This is a genomic window from Microcoleus vaginatus FACHB-2002, from assembly GCF_040004035.1.
Taxonomy (GTDB): domain Bacteria; phylum Cyanobacteriota; class Cyanobacteriia; order Cyanobacteriales; family Microcoleaceae; genus Microcoleus; species Microcoleus vaginatus_C.
This window is the reverse complement of record NZ_JAMPLN010000011.1, coordinates 1-16742: the sequence shown is the minus strand read 5'-3', so window position 1 is coordinate 16742 and position 16742 is coordinate 1. Positions and strand designations below refer to the sequence as shown.

At 43.0% G+C, this 16742-nt stretch carries 21 protein-coding genes and 1 pseudogene; 12 read left to right on the top strand and 10 right to left on the bottom strand.

What is annotated here, in order from left to right:
- The first annotated feature begins 70 nt into the window (after positions 1 to 70).
- Complete coding sequence (locus tag NDI35_RS11775; protein WP_445312897.1) at positions 71 to 1882, top strand: hypothetical protein; 1812 nt, start codon at positions 71 to 73, stop codon at positions 1880 to 1882.
- A gap of 70 nt (positions 1883 to 1952) precedes the next feature.
- Here NDI35_RS11775 and NDI35_RS11770 read toward each other — a convergent pair whose 3' ends face one another.
- The 5 genes from NDI35_RS11770 to NDI35_RS11750 all read right to left on the bottom strand — a co-directional run bounded on the left by NDI35_RS11770 (position 1953) and on the right by NDI35_RS11750 (position 4746).
- On the bottom strand, positions 1953 to 2795 hold the full coding sequence (locus tag NDI35_RS11770; protein ID WP_445312896.1) for an ATP-grasp domain-containing protein: 843 nt from the start codon (positions 2793 to 2795) through the stop codon (positions 1953 to 1955).
- 42 nt (positions 2796 to 2837) lie between these two features.
- Positions 2838 to 3287: a type II toxin-antitoxin system VapC family toxin gene (locus tag NDI35_RS11765; protein WP_445312895.1), complete on the bottom strand. Its 450-nt coding sequence runs from the start codon at positions 3285 to 3287 to the stop codon at positions 2838 to 2840.
- Positions 3284 to 3637, bottom strand: coding sequence for a hypothetical protein (locus NDI35_RS11760; protein WP_333159652.1), 354 nt, complete (start codon positions 3635 to 3637; stop codon positions 3284 to 3286). Before NDI35_RS11760 ends, NDI35_RS11765 begins: the two co-directional genes overlap by 4 nt.
- A gap of 80 nt (positions 3638 to 3717) precedes the next feature.
- Positions 3718 to 4407 carry an ImmA/IrrE family metallo-endopeptidase gene (locus NDI35_RS11755; protein WP_333133532.1) on the bottom strand — a complete coding sequence of 230 codons (690 nt, stop codon included), beginning with the start codon at positions 4405 to 4407 and terminating at the stop codon, positions 3718 to 3720.
- Between the two features lie 15 nt (positions 4408 to 4422).
- Entirely contained in the window at positions 4423 to 4746 is a 324-nt protein-coding gene (locus NDI35_RS11750) for a helix-turn-helix domain-containing protein (RefSeq protein WP_172189318.1), read from the bottom strand.
- A gap of 254 nt (positions 4747 to 5000) precedes the next feature.
- Here NDI35_RS11750 and NDI35_RS11745 point away from each other — a divergent pair, with 254 nt between their 5' ends.
- From NDI35_RS11745 to NDI35_RS11710, 8 genes are all read left to right on the top strand, one after another.
- On the top strand, positions 5001 to 5267 hold the full coding sequence (locus tag NDI35_RS11745; protein WP_006634886.1) for a hypothetical protein: 267 nt from the start codon (positions 5001 to 5003) through the stop codon (positions 5265 to 5267).
- Between the two features lie 95 nt (positions 5268 to 5362).
- The gene (locus NDI35_RS11740; RefSeq protein ID WP_445312894.1) at positions 5363 to 6067 is read left to right on the top strand and encodes a hypothetical protein; all 705 of its coding nucleotides are present in this window, start codon (positions 5363 to 5365) and stop codon (positions 6065 to 6067) included.
- A gap of 59 nt (positions 6068 to 6126) precedes the next feature.
- Positions 6127 to 6495 carry a hypothetical protein gene (locus NDI35_RS11735; protein WP_445312893.1) on the top strand — a complete coding sequence of 123 codons (369 nt, stop codon included), beginning with the start codon at positions 6127 to 6129 and terminating at the stop codon, positions 6493 to 6495.
- A 56-nt stretch (positions 6496 to 6551) separates the two neighbouring features.
- A complete protein-coding gene (locus tag NDI35_RS11730) occupies positions 6552 to 7529 on the top strand; it encodes a coiled-coil domain-containing protein (RefSeq protein WP_445312892.1) in 978 nt (325 codons plus the stop codon).
- Between the two features lie 76 nt (positions 7530 to 7605).
- Complete coding sequence (locus NDI35_RS11725) at positions 7606 to 8685, top strand: coiled-coil domain-containing protein (protein WP_445312891.1); 1080 nt, start codon at positions 7606 to 7608, stop codon at positions 8683 to 8685.
- A gap of 146 nt (positions 8686 to 8831) precedes the next feature.
- On the top strand, positions 8832 to 9557 hold the full coding sequence (locus tag NDI35_RS11720; RefSeq protein ID WP_445312890.1) for a DUF433 domain-containing protein: 726 nt from the start codon (positions 8832 to 8834) through the stop codon (positions 9555 to 9557).
- Positions 9554 to 9976 carry a PIN-like domain-containing protein gene (locus tag NDI35_RS11715; protein WP_445312889.1) on the top strand — a complete coding sequence of 141 codons (423 nt, stop codon included), beginning with the start codon at positions 9554 to 9556 and terminating at the stop codon, positions 9974 to 9976. The genes NDI35_RS11720 and NDI35_RS11715 overlap by 4 nt, the downstream gene beginning before the upstream one ends.
- A gap of 221 nt (positions 9977 to 10197) precedes the next feature.
- Positions 10198 to 10479 carry a YiaA/YiaB family inner membrane protein gene (locus NDI35_RS11710; protein WP_015176943.1) on the top strand — a complete coding sequence of 94 codons (282 nt, stop codon included), beginning with the start codon at positions 10198 to 10200 and terminating at the stop codon, positions 10477 to 10479.
- Positions 10480 to 10573: 94 nt separating this feature from the next.
- On the opposite strand, the gene NDI35_RS11705 is transcribed toward NDI35_RS11710, so the two are convergent.
- The 4 genes from NDI35_RS11705 to NDI35_RS11690 all read right to left on the bottom strand — a co-directional run bounded on the left by NDI35_RS11705 (position 10574) and on the right by NDI35_RS11690 (position 13045).
- A complete protein-coding gene (locus NDI35_RS11705; RefSeq protein ID WP_445312888.1) occupies positions 10574 to 11044 on the bottom strand; it encodes a ferredoxin in 471 nt (156 codons plus the stop codon).
- A gap of 77 nt (positions 11045 to 11121) precedes the next feature.
- Positions 11122 to 11508: a DUF1257 domain-containing protein gene (locus NDI35_RS11700; RefSeq protein WP_006634895.1), complete on the bottom strand. Its 387-nt coding sequence runs from the start codon at positions 11506 to 11508 to the stop codon at positions 11122 to 11124.
- A 39-nt stretch (positions 11509 to 11547) separates the two neighbouring features.
- The gene (locus NDI35_RS11695; RefSeq protein WP_015176940.1) at positions 11548 to 11757 is read right to left on the bottom strand and encodes a DUF2997 domain-containing protein; all 210 of its coding nucleotides are present in this window, start codon (positions 11755 to 11757) and stop codon (positions 11548 to 11550) included.
- A 556-nt stretch (positions 11758 to 12313) separates the two neighbouring features.
- Positions 12314 to 13045: a class I SAM-dependent methyltransferase gene (locus NDI35_RS11690; RefSeq protein WP_445312887.1), complete on the bottom strand. Its 732-nt coding sequence runs from the start codon at positions 13043 to 13045 to the stop codon at positions 12314 to 12316.
- A 52-nt stretch (positions 13046 to 13097) separates the two neighbouring features.
- Between NDI35_RS11690 and NDI35_RS11685 the strand changes: the two are divergent.
- Positions 13098 to 13370 (top strand): annotated as a pseudogene (locus tag NDI35_RS11685) (DUF1348 family protein).
- Between the two features lie 100 nt (positions 13371 to 13470).
- Here the strand turns inward: NDI35_RS11685 and NDI35_RS11680 are convergent.
- Positions 13471 to 14076, bottom strand: a complete 606-nt coding sequence (locus NDI35_RS11680) for a hypothetical protein (RefSeq protein WP_445312886.1) — start codon at positions 14074 to 14076, stop codon at positions 13471 to 13473.
- An 823-nt stretch (positions 14077 to 14899) separates the two neighbouring features.
- On the opposite strand from NDI35_RS11680, the gene NDI35_RS11675 reads away from it, so the two are divergent.
- Both NDI35_RS11675 and NDI35_RS11670 read left to right on the top strand, forming a co-directional pair.
- The gene (locus NDI35_RS11675) at positions 14900 to 15178 is read left to right on the top strand and encodes a hypothetical protein (RefSeq protein ID WP_445312885.1); all 279 of its coding nucleotides are present in this window, start codon (positions 14900 to 14902) and stop codon (positions 15176 to 15178) included.
- A gap of 650 nt (positions 15179 to 15828) precedes the next feature.
- Positions 15829 to 16742: DUF4347 domain-containing protein (locus NDI35_RS11670; RefSeq protein WP_445312884.1), on the top strand; the 914-nt coding region annotated here is incomplete at its 3' end.

Sequence of the window (16742 nt, the reverse complement as noted above, 5' to 3'; positions counted from 1 at the left end):
CAGCTATTTACTAAAATTTCAGCAGAGTAAGTACGGAAGAACAAAAGAGTATTGTTAGGATTTGCCAATTATGATTAACTTCAATTCCTTAAAGTTAATAATACCCGATAATTACTCGTTTGTTGGCATTCAAAAGCAAGATGACGAACTATACTTTTATTTACCTAAAGGATTTTATTATAGAATCTCTGAGCTTGACACATTTGTAGGAAAACGAGATTTATTTTTCCTAATATACAAAATTCTCGGCACTTTTAAAGAAATTTGTATTGAGAAAGGTTATATAGATGATATTGGTGAGTTGGGGACACAGGAGCGTGATGGTGTAATTAATAGTCATCGCGGTTCTCAAATTCAAGATGATGAAGATGACTCAGAAAATATATTTTACTCGAAGCTGGATATTATTACTCACTTTTTGAATGCTTATGAGGAACCAAAAATTTTAGCCCTTGCTTATCGATTGGGCAAAAGTAACAAGTTTGATGTCAGCCAGATTCACAAATACTTACACCAAGCTGTGTATTTACCTAATCATGCAGCTTATGTCGATGAAATGCTACTCCCACGACGAGTAATGCAGTTTGAATCCACTGATATTGTCACGATGTATTGCTATCTCTTTTGCGAGATTAAACAGCAACTTGGAGAGGTAGCAAATGCTGAAATTACAGCATTTGCTGAGCGATTTCGTCAGCACCATCTCGGAAATCAAGACAGTCTTTTTGATGAACATAGTTATGAGCAGGTTTTAGATATACTCAAGGATGCCTTAGAAACAATTGACCATAACACACCCATAAAAGATGCTGACTATTGGCAGTATTACGAAACAATCAAATTATTTCTTTATGGCAATTGGCATCAGGCAGAAAATGGTGAAATTTGGGGCATTAAAAATTTTCATAGTGTTTGGGAGTCGATGTGTTTGACCCATCTAGTACAAATAGTCGATCCGTCATTGCTTCTGCACTTAGATGATCGTTATCTAAGTTCTAGAACCGTGCAAAGAGCAAAATCATCTGCTAAGCTTATTGACTTATCAAAGACTTTCAATATAAATGATGGTTATTCACTAAATCCCGATGCGCTCGTACTAACTTTGATTCCCCCTAACATCAAGGGTGAGAAGACTTATAAAGTGTCTGCTGATAATTGGGATGATTATGGCTATAAAACGAGCATTGATGGTATTTATATTAATCGCCGTGTGAAAGTTGGTTATATTGGTCAAACAACTGACAATCATACTATCAACAAGTTACTTGAATTATATAAGAGTGATACAAAACCAGGAGAGGTGATTATTAATGATCCGTTACCCCAAAATTTTTACTCATTTTGGGAAATCGATTTTCCGCTCGCTCCCGAAGATATCCATAAGATGTATTACTTCAATCATCTCTTTTATATAGCTATAAAAAACCAAATTACCGATTTTGATATATTTCTCACAAAATTACGTGATTTATCCAATAAATCTAAGGTTTTTCAATTATCCGTTTTGAGAGATAAAAACACTGCTCATCTGAAAAAAAAATTCAATGATTTTAGTCAACTATTTTTCAATCAATATGAAATTTATTTTGAAATAATCGATATCAAATACTTAGACACTAAATACTTCCGAGATCCCAACAAAATTGAAGAAATTAAACGTAGAAGTATCCGTAAACAGTTTGTCTATGAGCACTTGCTTCAAAAGACTTTAGAGAAGAGTAATGATCAATACAGTAATTTGAGTATTCGGAGTAGCTTTTGGCTCCCTAGCTACCTACCTGATGATTCAGAATTGTTACAAGACAGCTCGCCTTTCATGGATGGCTACATTAACTTAAAAAATGTGAACTTTAAGTTGTTGGCTGAAACCTATTTCGATTAAAGCCTTTCAGCTAATATACAGCTTACACCACATTCATCTAAATACGATCGAGTACATTCAAATCGAGGATTTACGGCTTTTTGTTAACAACCAAGGTATCCAAGATGCCTTTAAACATTGTTACGACAATTTGGCGATCGTTATCTCTCACAAATATATCGAAATTGGGACTTGAGTTAATTTCAATCAACCAATATGATCCTTTTGTATCTAGCGCGATGTCAAGCCCCGCGTAATTAATCGCAATTTCAGCAAAAACAGGTTTAACAAAATCTTCAATCTCCGACATGAGATTGGGGTTAATTATATGTTTGGCTTTTGCACCTTCCCAGTGCAGCGGGCTTAAATTCCCCGCAAATTTAGCCTGAGATTTGTCTTTCTCGTACAGCAAAACTAGCTTTTCTTTGCAGAATACAGCCCGATATTCGCGGGCAATTTCGATATATTCTTGAGCTAGCGCCACATAGTCATAATCTTTGCTGTTGACGTTAAATATAATTTCTAGGGCTTCTTTAATTTGCTCTCTACTTTCACACAAAAAAACATTGTTGCCACCAAAACCGCGATTTCTTTTGAGAATCACGGGGAAAGCGAATTTTTTGTATACTTCTAAAACTATTGATTCAATATCTGGGAAACTCAAATACTTTCTATACTTCTCCTCGCAGTGAGGCGAGACAAAACCGAGAGTTCTGGGAGTATTTATTTTGCCGTTTAATAGTTGATAGGTATATTCTTTGTCTTTAAAAATCTCTGCTAGTGACGCGCTGTTAAATGGCGTCATGTAATTGACAAAATAATATTCTTCGCCGCCCTGTTTGAGTCTAATCAAGTTTTGGGAAGGATGCAGGATTTCGTAAGAGATATTTAATTCCTGACAAGCGGCCAGCAAGATTTCAATATTGGTTAGCATAAGATGTAATTTAACTTGTGACTTTTAATTTTTTCTGTACGCTCAGTCAATATCTCGCCAGTGACGAGCATCCACAAATCGCGACAAATGCCCCACATTTGTTGTAGCAATAACAACCGCTTCTCCACCGCCACGAAGCAGCAAACATTGAGCCGCTAAAATCACATCTCCATCAAGTTCTTTGGGATCTGCTGTCGGCATCCCTGCCTGACGCGATGCCGCCCACAACTCGGCCGCTTTGAGAATTACTGGCGTTGTTATCGGCAAGTATTCCAGCCAGCGAGATTTGCATTCGTTAAGGCGTTTGATACCTGCCAACTTATTTGCCCGCAATAACTCGCGCCGCACTTCATAATCTGCTATTTCAGGTAAAATCATCCTGTAGCCTTTAAATAGCAAAGATTCTACCCAAAGTTGGCACTCTACAGTCACAGGCGGCCCCTTGGGATTTGTTAATATTCCCAGAGGCCCCGAATCCAATAAAACTATCATTTTTGTTGCACAAATAACGGTCGGTTCGACGAAAGCCTGTCTTCGTCTAATACTTTTTGCAAATATTCAAATGTCTCTGTTTGTTCCTCGGCGTCTCCTTCTTCTCGCCACTTTTGCAACCACTCTATTGCTGCTAAATTCCTCTGCATTTGTTCTTCCTTCGTCCTTTGCGGAACTAGCGGCAAGGTATTGCTATTGAAAGGATTTATCCATTGGCTTAACCGCATATCGATCGCTTCCGCAATTACCGCTTTCAATTCTCCAACGGTCAAGTCTGATACTCGTTTGGTTTCGAGAATTATCGCTTGCAGTTCTTCAACTGTCAGGTCTGCTACTCGTTTGGTTTCCATTTTGCAACCTCATTCTTTCAAAGTTATCTGAAAAAGTTGAGATTCGAGAATCTCTCTCAAACCTCAAATTAAATCAAATTCTATCCAAACAACCGCTGCTGCCCGTTTGCCGCATCTTTCCCGGCATAAATCTCGCGCGTTCCCTTGGGAATGTAAATCCAATCGAATTCTTGCAAGCGGTTTGTCAAATTGGAAATGCTCACTCCCAATTCATCCCTCATTTTGTATAAATGCGACCACTTAGTTAAATCGCGTCCCTGTCTTTTTTCCTCCAAAATACACCGAGGCATCAACAAACAGCTTGCAAAATATTGCGCTTGCCATTCGATCGACAAAACCTTATTATCAGCACTCGCACCCCGACAAACAAACGGTTCCTCGACATCCTGGGCGGTTTTTCCTTGATTGCCTAAGTTTAATTCCAACTGTTCCACAGTGCCGTCTGCTTCGTCTTGATTGACGTGTAGCACCCAGTGTCCGATTTCGTGGGCGATCGTCGATTCGATGAAACCCGGCGGTTTTTCGAGAATCTGTTCGTTGATTTCGATTAACCGCTGCTGCGGCAAAATCCTCGCCGCGATCGCACCTTCTTCATCCGGCTCAATGCACTCCCAAACTACGCCTAAATCCAGAAAATCAGCAACCGTTGTCGCATCAAAAGGCCATCTCGGAGCAAAATTTTGCGTTTTCTGCATCTGCATCAAGATGTCATTTGCCAAACGCTCGATCGTTTCTTTGGGATAGAAGCAATACGGCTTAAAAATACTCACTATGAGGGGCCTCTCTTACGCTTCAAAAGACTGTTTGAGCCAATCGGGATTTTCTTGCATCCGGCGGAAAAGAGCCTGCATTTCCTTCGGATTCTGCTTCAGCAGCGCTTCGTACTGCTGCGGCAGCCTCCCCGCCAAGAAAATCAATTCCTCTTCGTTTATGTCTAGATTCCGCGCTAATGCTCGGATTACGTCCTCTTTTGGCGCATAATCCGCTCGATCGTTCTCCAACTTAGACAAATAAGTAAAATCCACACTTAGCATAGCAGCTAGCTCACGTTGTGAGTAAGCTTTGTCCTTGCGAGCTTGACGGATCAGTCTTCCAAATGTTTGTTCCACGGTTTTTCGCCTCCTGACAAGCATTCTAGCCTGTTTTGATGAAAAGTTCAACAAAATACTTGACGGGAAAATCAACCCGCGCTAGTATGAGGTTAGTTGACGGTTTAATCAACCCCAAGAGCCTGACTGGTAGGGCTAAGGGTGCAAATTAGCCTAGCTCACACGCTACATATAGCGTCGTCAACTCTAGAGGAGTGAGAAGCGCTGGGCGTCAAAACGCTTGTACGCAGCAAATAAGGAGGAGCAGATCGCAAATGCTGAGAACCTGGACAGACACGCATTACAAGCTCGAAGACGATGACTGGCTATACATCGCCACCCACGAAGAACAAAGCTCAGCCTCACTGGTTTGTCCCGGCTACGCGCGGGATGGCGAAGGCTTCAGCATCCACTTCACCCCAGCGCACCTAGAAACATTAGAGCATTTGCTCGCCGCGCTGCGGATTATCAAAGCTCAACAAGAGGCGATGCTTGAGTATACCTATCCAGAACCAAAAGCGACAACACATCTGATTAGGTAATCGAAGTTCTGCCACGAGCAATGTACGACATTTAACGGATTACCAACTACCAATTCTCCGTAAAGCAGCAATAAATAACTAAGGAAAAACGAACAATGACTACTAAAACACAAGAAAGACCTACATTTTCAGTATTTGGTGCCAAACCGAGCAATGCTTTGCTAGTACCAGAAATCCCGATCGCAGTACGTAACAATTGCCAGGCCGGCCAGTGGACAATTGGCGATACAGACTACGGTTCCAAGTGTTCCATGACAATCCTCAAATTCTCCAAATTCTTCGGTTCCCTCGGTCAAACTTCCCACACACTGTGGGGTCAACTGTGGTTTGTCGCAGAAAGTGGCGAATTGCCGCAAGGAGTTGTCATGGTGACATACATCAAAAACCGCAGCTTGAACGATTTTAACCGTTTGGTAGCATCAGTTCAATCTCGCGGCGTAGAACCTGCAACCGGAATTTTTGTTCCCGAATTTGTCAAGCATTCCGGTCAGAAACCAGACGACAGCGGAGTAGTAAAACCGATCAACTACTACAGCTTGAAATGGTCTTGGATGGAGCGTAAAGACTGGGGAGTAATCGACCAAGCCGCAGCAGTTTTGTCAGATTCTAGCAATCAATCGCGGATGATTGACTTAGAAGGAACAAAAGCTATGGTGTGTTTAGATAACCTGCCGGCGCAGCAAGTTGCCTGCTTGATGGCTGCTCACGCTAACGGTGAAAGCGATGCTATGGCTTTGAATTCCAACGGCGGTATGTCGCTACCGCCAGCCGAAGACCAAGTAACTGCTGACTTGTTCTAATTTTGTTGTAAAGGCGCGATTTAATCGCGCCTTTACCATAACTGTTATAACAGAGTGAAATGAAGAAATTAACCAAGCTGAAAACCAAACCAAACCTGCAAGAAAGACGTTTGAAAGAGAATCTTGAGCTGCTAGACAAAATTCGGGCAGACGCAGTTAACGACATCGAAAGTCTCACCGAAGACTTCCAGCACATGACTTTAGTTGCCGAATCAGTCCAACGGAATTACCGAGCTTTGTTGGCAGAAAATCAATTGCTAAAAAGCGCACTTTTGAGTATAATTGATGAGTGCGATTGCTGGGAAGGAAATCGGTGCGATCGCTGCTGGAAACTTCTCAAAACTCTAGCCAGCGACAATCCCGAAGAAAAACCCGATGCAGCCAGAAAATACCGCGCCATTCTCAGCCAACTCCGCAACTTAGAATGACCGAAAACGTTTCAGTCACAAGTGTCGAAAAGTTATAATCAGGAGAAGCAAACATTATGACAATAGCAACTGCCAAGGATAGCAAAGCCCAAATTTTGCAAAACTTTCAGCAGATTTTAGCCGACCACAAAAAGATCGAGTCCAAAGTAGAAACCAAAGAACAGTCAGCCGAAAAAGCCAAAAACAAACAAGTCCTCGAACTCGCCTCTACCTACACAATTGACAGCATCGTCAAAGGCTTGGCAGACTTGCAATTAGATTTCGGCAGCATCACCAGCGGACTTTCGGAAAAACTGAAGGCGGAATCTTCCAAATTAGACGAATTAAAACGCGCGATCGAAATTGAAGCCCAACAATTGCAAGAATTGCAGCAAATCAGAGTTGTAGCAGACGCCCTCCACATTTTAACTCAAGAGCACCGAGAAAAATTGACCCTGCTGGAACAAAACGCTGCTAACCAACGCGAAATTATCGAAAAAGACACGACCCAAAAACGCAAGGCTTGGGAAAAAGAACAGCAAGAATTTGAGACGGCAGTTCAAGAAGAGACTGCAGTCATAACTAAAAAGCGGCAGGAACAAACAGCCGATTATCAATACGAATTACAGCGCACTCGCAAAATCGAAACCGACGAATACGAAGAAACGAAGCGTAAACTAGAACGGCATTTGCAAGAATCTACCCGCGAAAAAGAAAAAAATTGGGTGGAACGGGAAAAAGTCCTCAGCGACAATCAAGCGGAGTTTGAAGAGAATCGAAGAAAAGTCGCCGGATTTGAAGAAGAACTCAAACAGGCTTATGTCAAAGCCAAAGAAGAAGCAATTCAAGAAGTTTCTCGCGAAGCTAAAGTTAAGGCAGATTTGGTGGAGAAAGAATGGGAAGCAAGCAAGCAAGGATATGAATTGAAAACGCAATCTTTGCAGCAGACTATTGAGCGACAAACCGAACAAATCGCCGAAATTTCCGCGCAACTGCAAGCCACGATGAAGCAAGCGCAAGATTTGGCAATGAAAGCTTTTGCCAGCAAAGCTTAAAACCCAGTAAGGTGTGCAATGCCCACCTTACGGAAAAATGACAGAAATTTTCCCAACTATTAAGGAATGAAAAGTCATGAACAAAAGAGTTAGCGACAAAAGCACCAAGGCTGAAATTTTAGAAGCGTACAAGGAAGCAGCGCAAGAAAAAGCGCAGTTAGAATCGCAAATCCAACAGCTAAACGCTTCCCAAAACCAAACAGCAGCCCCAGAAAAACTTATTGTGGAGGCACAAAAACCAATGGCTTTAACTCAAAATCCACAAAAAATGCAGTCTACAATCGACAATTTGATTTTGCTGCAATTTGGCTTTGGTGGAGCTGTCAGCGAGTTGTCGGAGAAATTAACTTCGGAAGCTGCTAAACTCGAAGAATTGCGGCGCACTGTGGGCGAGGAAATTCAACAACTGCAAGAGTTGCACAGTTTAGAAGATGTTGCAGAAGATACGCTGGACAATTTAATTCAACAGTACGAAGAAAGCGCGAAAACTTTTGCTGGCGAACTCAGCGAACAGCGCGAAACTGTTGAACAGGAATTGTTGGAACGTCGGCAAGCTTGGGAAAAAGAGCAGGAACTGCAAAAGTTGGCCGTTAAAGAACGCAATGAGTATCACCAAAAAGCTCGCGAGCGGGATGAAGAGTTGTATAGTTATGAGTTGAATCTTCAGCGAAATCTGGACATCGAAGAATACCAACAACGCCAGAAAAGGCTGTATCAAGAAATCGAAGAGTTTCAGCAAGAGCAGGAGAAACAGTGGGCGGAACGCGAAAAATCTATTTCGGAACGGGAAAAACTTTATGCTGAGGTGAAAGCTAAGGTTGAAGCTTTCCCCAACGAACTGGAAGCTAATATCAAGAACGGGAAAGATAACGGCCGCAATATTGGCAATTACCAAGCTAAAGTTAAGGCTGATTTGTCTGCTAAAGATATCGAAGGGCAAAAGCAAAATTATGAACTGCAAATTCAAGGGATGTTGCAGACAATTCAAAATCAAGATGCGCGCCTTGCTAGCTTGTCGAAACAACTGGATTCTGCTTTGAAACAGGTTCAAGATTTGGCGGTGAAGGCGATTGAGGGAGCATCGAATTTGAGTTCTTTGCAAGCAGTCAGGGAAATTGCGATCGAACAAGCGAAAACTCAGCAGAAAAATAAGTAATCCGTAGCGCTTTTAGGAGCTAATTAGGTTGCTTTAGATACCCGATTTCTTGAAGAAGTCGGGTATCTGGGTATTGAAGGGAGAGATTTTTGCGATCGCCCGCAAACTGTGCAAAAATATAAGTATTTAGGAATAGGACAACTGCTATGCTTGATACTGACAACTTCGATCCGCGCGAGATTCCTATATATTCTATCCCTCAAGCAGCGCAATATCTCCGGCTGCCGAAGGATAGGTTGCGATCTTGGGTTGGTTGCTGGTCCTCGAAAACAAAAGCGGACAAGCGCTTCTTTGAGCCACTGATTAAGTTACCTAACCCCAAAAATTTTGAACTGCTTCCCCAGTCCAAAACGACACTACTTTCTTTCATAAATTTGGTAGAGGCTCATGTCTTGATTGCCATTTTTAAGGCTACTGGCTTCTCCCGAAAACAACTTAGCACTGCACTCGACTACATCAAGCGTTATCTTTCGACTCCTCAATTATATGCTCGAAAGGAGTTTGAAAGCAAGGGAATAAATCTTTTATTTGAGAGATTCGGACAGCAGCTTGCAGCATCCGACAGGGAACAGGAAGCAAGGCAGATTCTAAAAACTTATTTCGATCGCATTGTACGAGATGAAGCTGGATTACCCCTCAAACTCTACCCTTTCACGAAGCTACCAGGTTCCGACGAACCTAAAACAGTGATGATTGACCCCAGAATCTCCTTTGGCCGCCCAGTTTTAGCTGAAACTGGCATTCCCACAGCTATACTGGCGGAACGTTACAAAGCTGGGGATTCCATCGATGAACTTGCCGAAGACTACAATTGCAATCGGCTCCAAATTGAGGAAGGTATTCGCTGCGAACTTCAGCTAGTAGCAGCATGAATGAGATATTTTTCATTGACAGATGTTTAGGAAAGAAACTGGCAGATAGACTACGAAATGTGGGGGCTACAGTAGAAATTCACGACGATCATTTTAGTCAAGATATCAATGATGAGGATTGGCTGAGGATAGTTGGAGAGCGCAATTGGGTGGTATTAACAAAGGACAAGAAAATCGCTAGCCGTCTTTTGGAGTTATTAGCCGTGGCTCAAGGCAATGTACGGCTTTTTGCATTTGTGGACGGCAATGTTCGTGGAGATGTAGTGGCACAAGCTTTTGTAAAAGCCTTAGAAAATATGCAAAAATTTATTCGGGGGAATCCAGCTCCTTTCATCGCTAAGGTGTACCAGTCGGGTGTGGTAAAGCCCTGCAAGAACCAAAAAGAACTTTTGAGAATGCTCCCTAAAACCAGTGAGTAAATCATCCCAAATCAATCTCCCTTAGTCCAGTTTTCAAACTGTCCACTCGCTGCGAGTCTTCCTTGAGCCTTAAACCCTATCTACAGCGTTCTAATTTTTAGTCAAAAGCCCGATCGCACTGTTCACTTATCGAAACTGTCCCTTGCTCTCCTGACCGCTTCACTCACGCTATCTATTCTTTAAGTTAATGAACCAAAAGATATATTGGACTTAGAGGCACTATGCAGAAACAAATCATACGCCAAAAAGATACTAATGCTTGGATACTTCAGTGCTGGGTTTCTTTTATTCTTGCCCTTTCCGCAACTACTGTAGGTATCATTTATTTACAGGTAGACCCCTGGCAAAAAGCTTTTATGGGTATGGGTTTAACTTTTTCAGTCGGCTCGTCTTTTACTTTAGCAAAAACCATTCGCGATAACAACGAGGCATCAACATTAACTGCCAGAATCGACGAAGCTAGAGTTGAGAAAATTCTCGCTGAACACCATCCTCTCAAATAATTTTGACTATACAATGTATACGAAAAACAGCCCGCGCGGGCTGTTTTTGTTGTTTGAGCCACAGGTTTCAAGCTGCGGATGGGAATTGGGGATTTCAAGGGCTACCTTTGAACTTACGATCGCGCAACTTATTCTTTTGTCGCTGGCGAATACCGGCCTTAACTGTCGCCATATCCACCGGAAAACCAACGACAGGCATCACCTGATCCTTGCGTTCTTCTTCCAGATTCTTGAGTTCGGTGTAATCAACCCAGTGAATGCAATTCACCGGACAAGTGTCGATCGCCTCAGCAATCAACTCTTCAGAATCCCCGTCTTGTCGAACTACGCGCGATCGACCGTAATCCGGTTCAATATAAAAAGTATTGCGAGCAACGTGAGCGCAGTGCTTGCAGCCAATGCAGGTAATCTCATCAACATAGACACCTTTTTGGCGCAGCACACCGCCCAATTCTGGTTCCAAACCAGAGCGATCGGGCGCATCCCGCAAAAAACCCCCCAACTCCGGCTCTAAACCAGAGCGATCGCTTGCTGTATCTATTCCGAGTCCAGAAAGCTCAGACATTTAGACCCCCACAATAGTAAATAAGTCCGCGAAAGCGGACTTTGATGACACAAGATTGCAAAAATCTCGAAAAATTATTAAGCGCACCAGCGTTGCACCACCAAGCGGATCGAACCGTCTTGATTTTGCTTTTGCTCAGAAATTTGGAAACCCTGCTTAGCGCTTTCATTGACCACAGTATGGTAAGCGTAGCGCTGAGTCACCTTATTCAGAAAACGGTCTACAGACCAAGCTTGCTGCCAAAACTGCAAGTCAGCCACTAATTCATACTCAGTCCCGTTCCAGCTAAAACCTACGTCGTAGCCGTTTTTTTGCTCAATCACGACCTCAGCGGTGCTGGTTAGGCCGCGATAGCCGCGCACCTCAGTCGGGCCCGACTTCCAGTCGATACCCAAGTCAGTTAAAGCAGCTTCCAAAGAATTCAAATTGCGGATCTGGGTCTTAATTTGGCTAAAATGTGACATGGTGGTTCCAAAAAAACTTAAGTGAACTCAACAAAAAAATTACCAATCGCTAAAAGCCACTTGGGCCGTCGCTTCGGCTGACTGATGCAGCGCTTGCGTGAAATATTCAGATGTTGACTCTTGGTGAAGCACCACGCCGAGCTGAGCTTCAATTGCAGCCGTTACCTCAGCACAGGAAGCACCGACAATGCCGGTGACCGTTTCCTGTACGCGGCCATCTGGATAGATCACAAACTCTAGTGTTTCCATAATGCGGGCTGACTGAATAGGAATATTGAGAACAGACACCGACACCAGCAAGCCAGGGACGATGCCTCCTGAAGTAGCTTCTTGAGAGTTGGCTGACTGACAAAGCGCTATATCAATTTTGACGAATTGATAGGTTTTGAGTCACAACTTAACAGAACTTATTAATATGTAGAAGCAATACATCAGTTGTATGTAAAGTTTCGCGTAGATCGTGACAGCAGTCAAGTCATACATGAGTGGTGAATATTCGCAAGGGCTATTTGGGAGGGATCGGGAGGGAAGAGCGATCGCGGAGGGTGGGTATGTAAGTTAAGTGCGGTGGGAACCGAGGTACTTAACTTACATAAAGCTAAGGTGATTGAGATTTGTCTGTATGATTGTGGGGATCGCCCAAGAGCGAGAGGGAAATGCGGCTCAAATCAAGGCTTAGACAGAAGGGTTGCGATCGCGCTAACATCAGAAGTTTATCAGAAGCGCCTTCAGTAACTTCTGGTCGTGGTGAAGCATCGTTTGTTGGCTTTTTAACCTGAAGTTCCCCGCAGGAGGGAACTTCAGGTTAAACTTTCTTGGCAGTGATACAAACCATTCCATTAATCATCTCGTTCTGAAGTACCTGTAAACCTATTTCAGATAGCCGATCGCACAACCAATTTTTATTGAGCCGCAGTTTTTGGTAAGAACTGGCACTGAATGACCACCGATCGCCCTGTTTTTGATAGAGTAAGTCATGGACTCCTACGCTGTTTTCCTGATACTCCAAGAAACAAGTGAGGATTGTAAATTCATCACTTTGTACAGGAATAAAACGCTGAGTTCCATGAAGCTCTGCTGAAACATAATCGCGGAAAGTTAAAATCAACATCCCATTCTCAATCAGCCAGCGCTCAATGTCCAAAAGTAATGAATCGACAGCACTCAATGATTCTAGGTGTGTAAGTGTGTCGCCCATGCAAACAATGAGCTGCGCCTGTTCCTGAATATGTTGCGAGAAATTAAGCAGATCGTCGTGAATGGTACGGATGGAAAGATTTTTAGCGCGATCGCGTAACTCTGAAAGTAGGGCATCACAGAAATCTATAGCTACTACGGAAAAGCCTAATTTCGCTAAAGGAATAGATTGAAATCCTGAGCCTGCACCTAAATCAATGGCTAATCCTCGCGGTGCGGAGTCGAGGGCCAATTGACAAAAAAGAGCGTGATTTCGTTCGATCGCTGCTTCAGGATTTCCCGACATCCAACTGTAAACGGCAGCAAGTTGCTGGTTATAGTGGTCTTGTGCTGTGTTCATTATTATGCTAAGTTCGATGACTCGTTGAAAAGGAGCAAAATCATTCAACCCGATGGAAACTCAACCATCACTGCCACCTTTTACGCGGGAAACTGCTAAAACTAAAGTTCAAATCGCAGAAGATGACTGGAATAGTCGCGATCCAAAACGAGTAGCTTTAGCTTACACCGGAGATTCACCGTGGCGTAACCCGGCATAATTTTTCAGTGGAAGGTAACAAATCAAGGCTTTCTTAAAACGAAAGTTGGCAAAAGAAGTCGACTACTGTTTAAAAAATGAACTGTGGAGTTTTACAAAGAAGCTGATTTCTGTGCGCTTTGAATAGCAGTGGCACGAGGGTCAGAGTGCGGATTTGTTCCTTGAAATAATCTCAAAATATCGAAGGAAGAGGGAAAGGGGAAGAGCTGAAAGGGTGACAAAAATGGCTACAAGACACTTCTGGTCAGCTTTGCAGCTTTACGGGGTGACAACAAGAGTCTAAACATTGATAAAATAAAAGACCTAGCCCTTAGACCCCTCTGAAAAAACGGTAGTTTATTGCGCCTAATTCTCATTAATTCAGTAATACTATCTTGACAAATTTTCATGTTAATTACCCAAGATTGACCGTACAATCCTATCCAAAAACTACTATGACGACGTATCGAGCGCCCGCACTCTGTTACTCTACCTACATATTTTTGCACTCCCATTTTCTTGATTTTTTGACCTTGTATTATCGCACAACTGTAGGCGATCGGTATCAATAATATTAAACTGCTTAATCGTTGATTATTAGGGTGACTTCTCTCTAAATTATCACCACCCGTTTTACAAGATTTAAACATCGCTTCCATCCCGCTGCGACATTTGAAAGTATCGATCGATTGTTTTAAACTGCCGACATTAGTCAAAAGATACCAACCTTCATCCTTTTGTTTGACTCGATATTTTCGTCGCCAATAACCAGCGATATCAAAATTCACAAAACCTTTTTGTTTGGTAAATTTAGTCTCGACTAAATAAAGGCTGGTTCCCGGCACTAAACCCATGTCAGATAAGCGAATGTAATCAGAGTTCTCCTCCTGGATATAGCGCCCTTGTTTGACTCTAAAAATAAACTTTACTTGTCTCTCACAGAGCCACGATGCGAGCTTTACACTACCAAATTCCCGTGAAGCGAAGCTATCCCGTTCCGCGCAGGGGTTCCCGTTCCCCGTAGGGGTTCCCGTAGGGTAGGGTAGGGAATCGCCTAACACAATCACTTCATAATCTGATAGCAACTCTAACACAGGAGTGAGTAGAGCTTTTTGTTCGTCAATATTACTACATCCTCTTTTGTCTAGCAATCGCCAGTATAAGGGGATACTTCGTTTTTCCCAAATTAGGCTAACCATAAATACATTATGCGCTCGCCACTGCTTTCTATCGATCGCAAGTTTCAAAGGTTGAGATTTGTTAAATTTAGCTGGTTAATTTTCTTTAACAAGTGGAAACCATAGGCTTTCTATGTTCAGGGAGTCTAATTTCAGAAATCTTTGTAAGCTACGCCTCCGATTATCAAATTGAATGGGATAAGGCCAGAAAGAAGTCAATAATTCAATACTAACTTGTTTATGGCTCTGCAACAGATATACCAGAGCTTTGATCCTATGGTACTCTGTCGGTTTGAGTTGTTTTTCTAGAGGGTTTTGGTAAAATTGAGGAAACATAATTATGTAGGTGGGGACACTTAATTATGTAGATGGGGACACTTAAACAACGGAGACCCCATCTTTTTTTAGCTCAAGTTGGCCAAATCCGCCACCGGTGGGGCTTTTGACGGGGTTGTCACCCCGTCAGGGTACAGGGTTAATAGAAGACCGATTAATTAAAATGATTCGCTTGATTACAATTGCCTATAGTCGTGACATTATTGAAGGTACTATAGTCAAAAGGAAGCATTTACAAAAGTATATTTATCGCATCAAGGAACCCCAAAGAACTTATCGCAGACGCAGTACATTCGGGAGTGCCAATGATAGCCAACAGTGGGTTAATTATCTTGAAAAATATGCTGAACCTGTGGAAGAGTTAATGAAGTTAACTCGTAATAAGCGTCACTTTTATCAAAAAGCTCTCAGTACTAGAACCTTGCTCAGGCAAGGTTTCTAGCTATATTTGTCACCCCCAGGATCGCAGCAGTTGCCCTTAATTTGATGAATCCTCACCGTTTAAGAGATTGGTTGACTTATTGCTGCTACTGTATCTCACAGCATCCGCAAGTGCTGTAAATTCCGTGCGATCGCGGATGGCAAAGCTGCAGAAATAGGGGAAACTGATAGATAGGTTAAATAAAAATGAGCGAAATAAACGAGGTCGCTAGCAGTTTCAGAAGCTCTGAATCCAAGGCTGTATCTACCCCTAAACTCGCTTTTGGAGGGCGCAATATGTTGGCTTCTGTAAGGGAAACGGATCGATCCTCGGAATACGCAAATTCCCCATCCAAAAGCTTTGTATTCAAGGACTCCAGCATCAATGAAGGTAGATATTTTGTTTCCAGAATTTTGGCTGGGGAATCTGACTGCATCGAGAAAATTACCTCGGCACTTCAAAAATATTCCTCTATCCTTATAGAGGTTGACAAAGTTCGCACAACTTCTGACGGCAGATCGGGCCAACTTCAATTAGGCTCTGTTATCCTCAGTTCAGATTACCTCGATCCATACAAAAGTTAATTGCCAAAATCGCACAGTTATCAAATAAGCTTGATGAGATAGCTCCGGGGCGTATCTACCAATAATGCCCTTAATGGAGTCTCCAATATGAGTTCTACATTCGCTCAGGTTAACTCACAATCTTCTTTTGAAAAACGCCCACGGCGCTCCTTAGTCTTCATTGACTCCGGCGTGGAAGATTACGAGTCAATTGCAGCGGGAGTGCTGCCGGGACAGCAGGTAGTAATACTCGACCGCACCAAAAACGGCATCGAACAAATCAGCTCTGCAATCGAACAATACGCCTCTACTCACGGGGCTATTGACTCGGTTCACATTATTTCTCACGGCAGTTCTGGCAGCCTACAATTAGGCAATACCGCTCTGGGTTCAGATAACATAGAGCAATACAAAAGCCAGTTGGACTCGTGGCAAAATTCACTAGCCCCAGAAGCAGACATCATGCTGTACGGCTGCGATGTAGCAGGCGGTACAGGTGCTAATTTCGTCGATCGCTTCAGTCAATTAACCGGGGCTGACGTTGCGGCATCCACCAACACAACCGGCAGCGGCGGCGACTGGAATTTAGAATTTGCTAAGGGCCAAGTTGAATCTTTCTCTGCCTTGCAGCCAGAGGCTATGGCAAGTTACCAAGGTAATTTAGCTACGATCGTAGTAGCCAACAATAGCGATAGCGGGCCCGGTTCATTAAGGGCTGCGATCGCCACCGCTGTTGCCGGCGATATCATTACCTTCGCTCCAGGTTTAGCCAACCAAACCATTACTCTCACCAGCGGTCAACTCGATATTCCCGTTGGCAAAAACCTCACCATTGACGGCGCAGCCGCAGCGGGTTTAACCATCAGCGGCAACAATACTTCGCGGGTAATCCGCACAGGAAGTTCGACCAATGTTACTCTAAAAAACCTGATTATTGCCAACGGCAAAGTTTCTGGAACCGATCCGAATAATGACGCAACTAGCGCCGGTGGTGGCATTCAAACAGGAAGTAGCAGCACTTT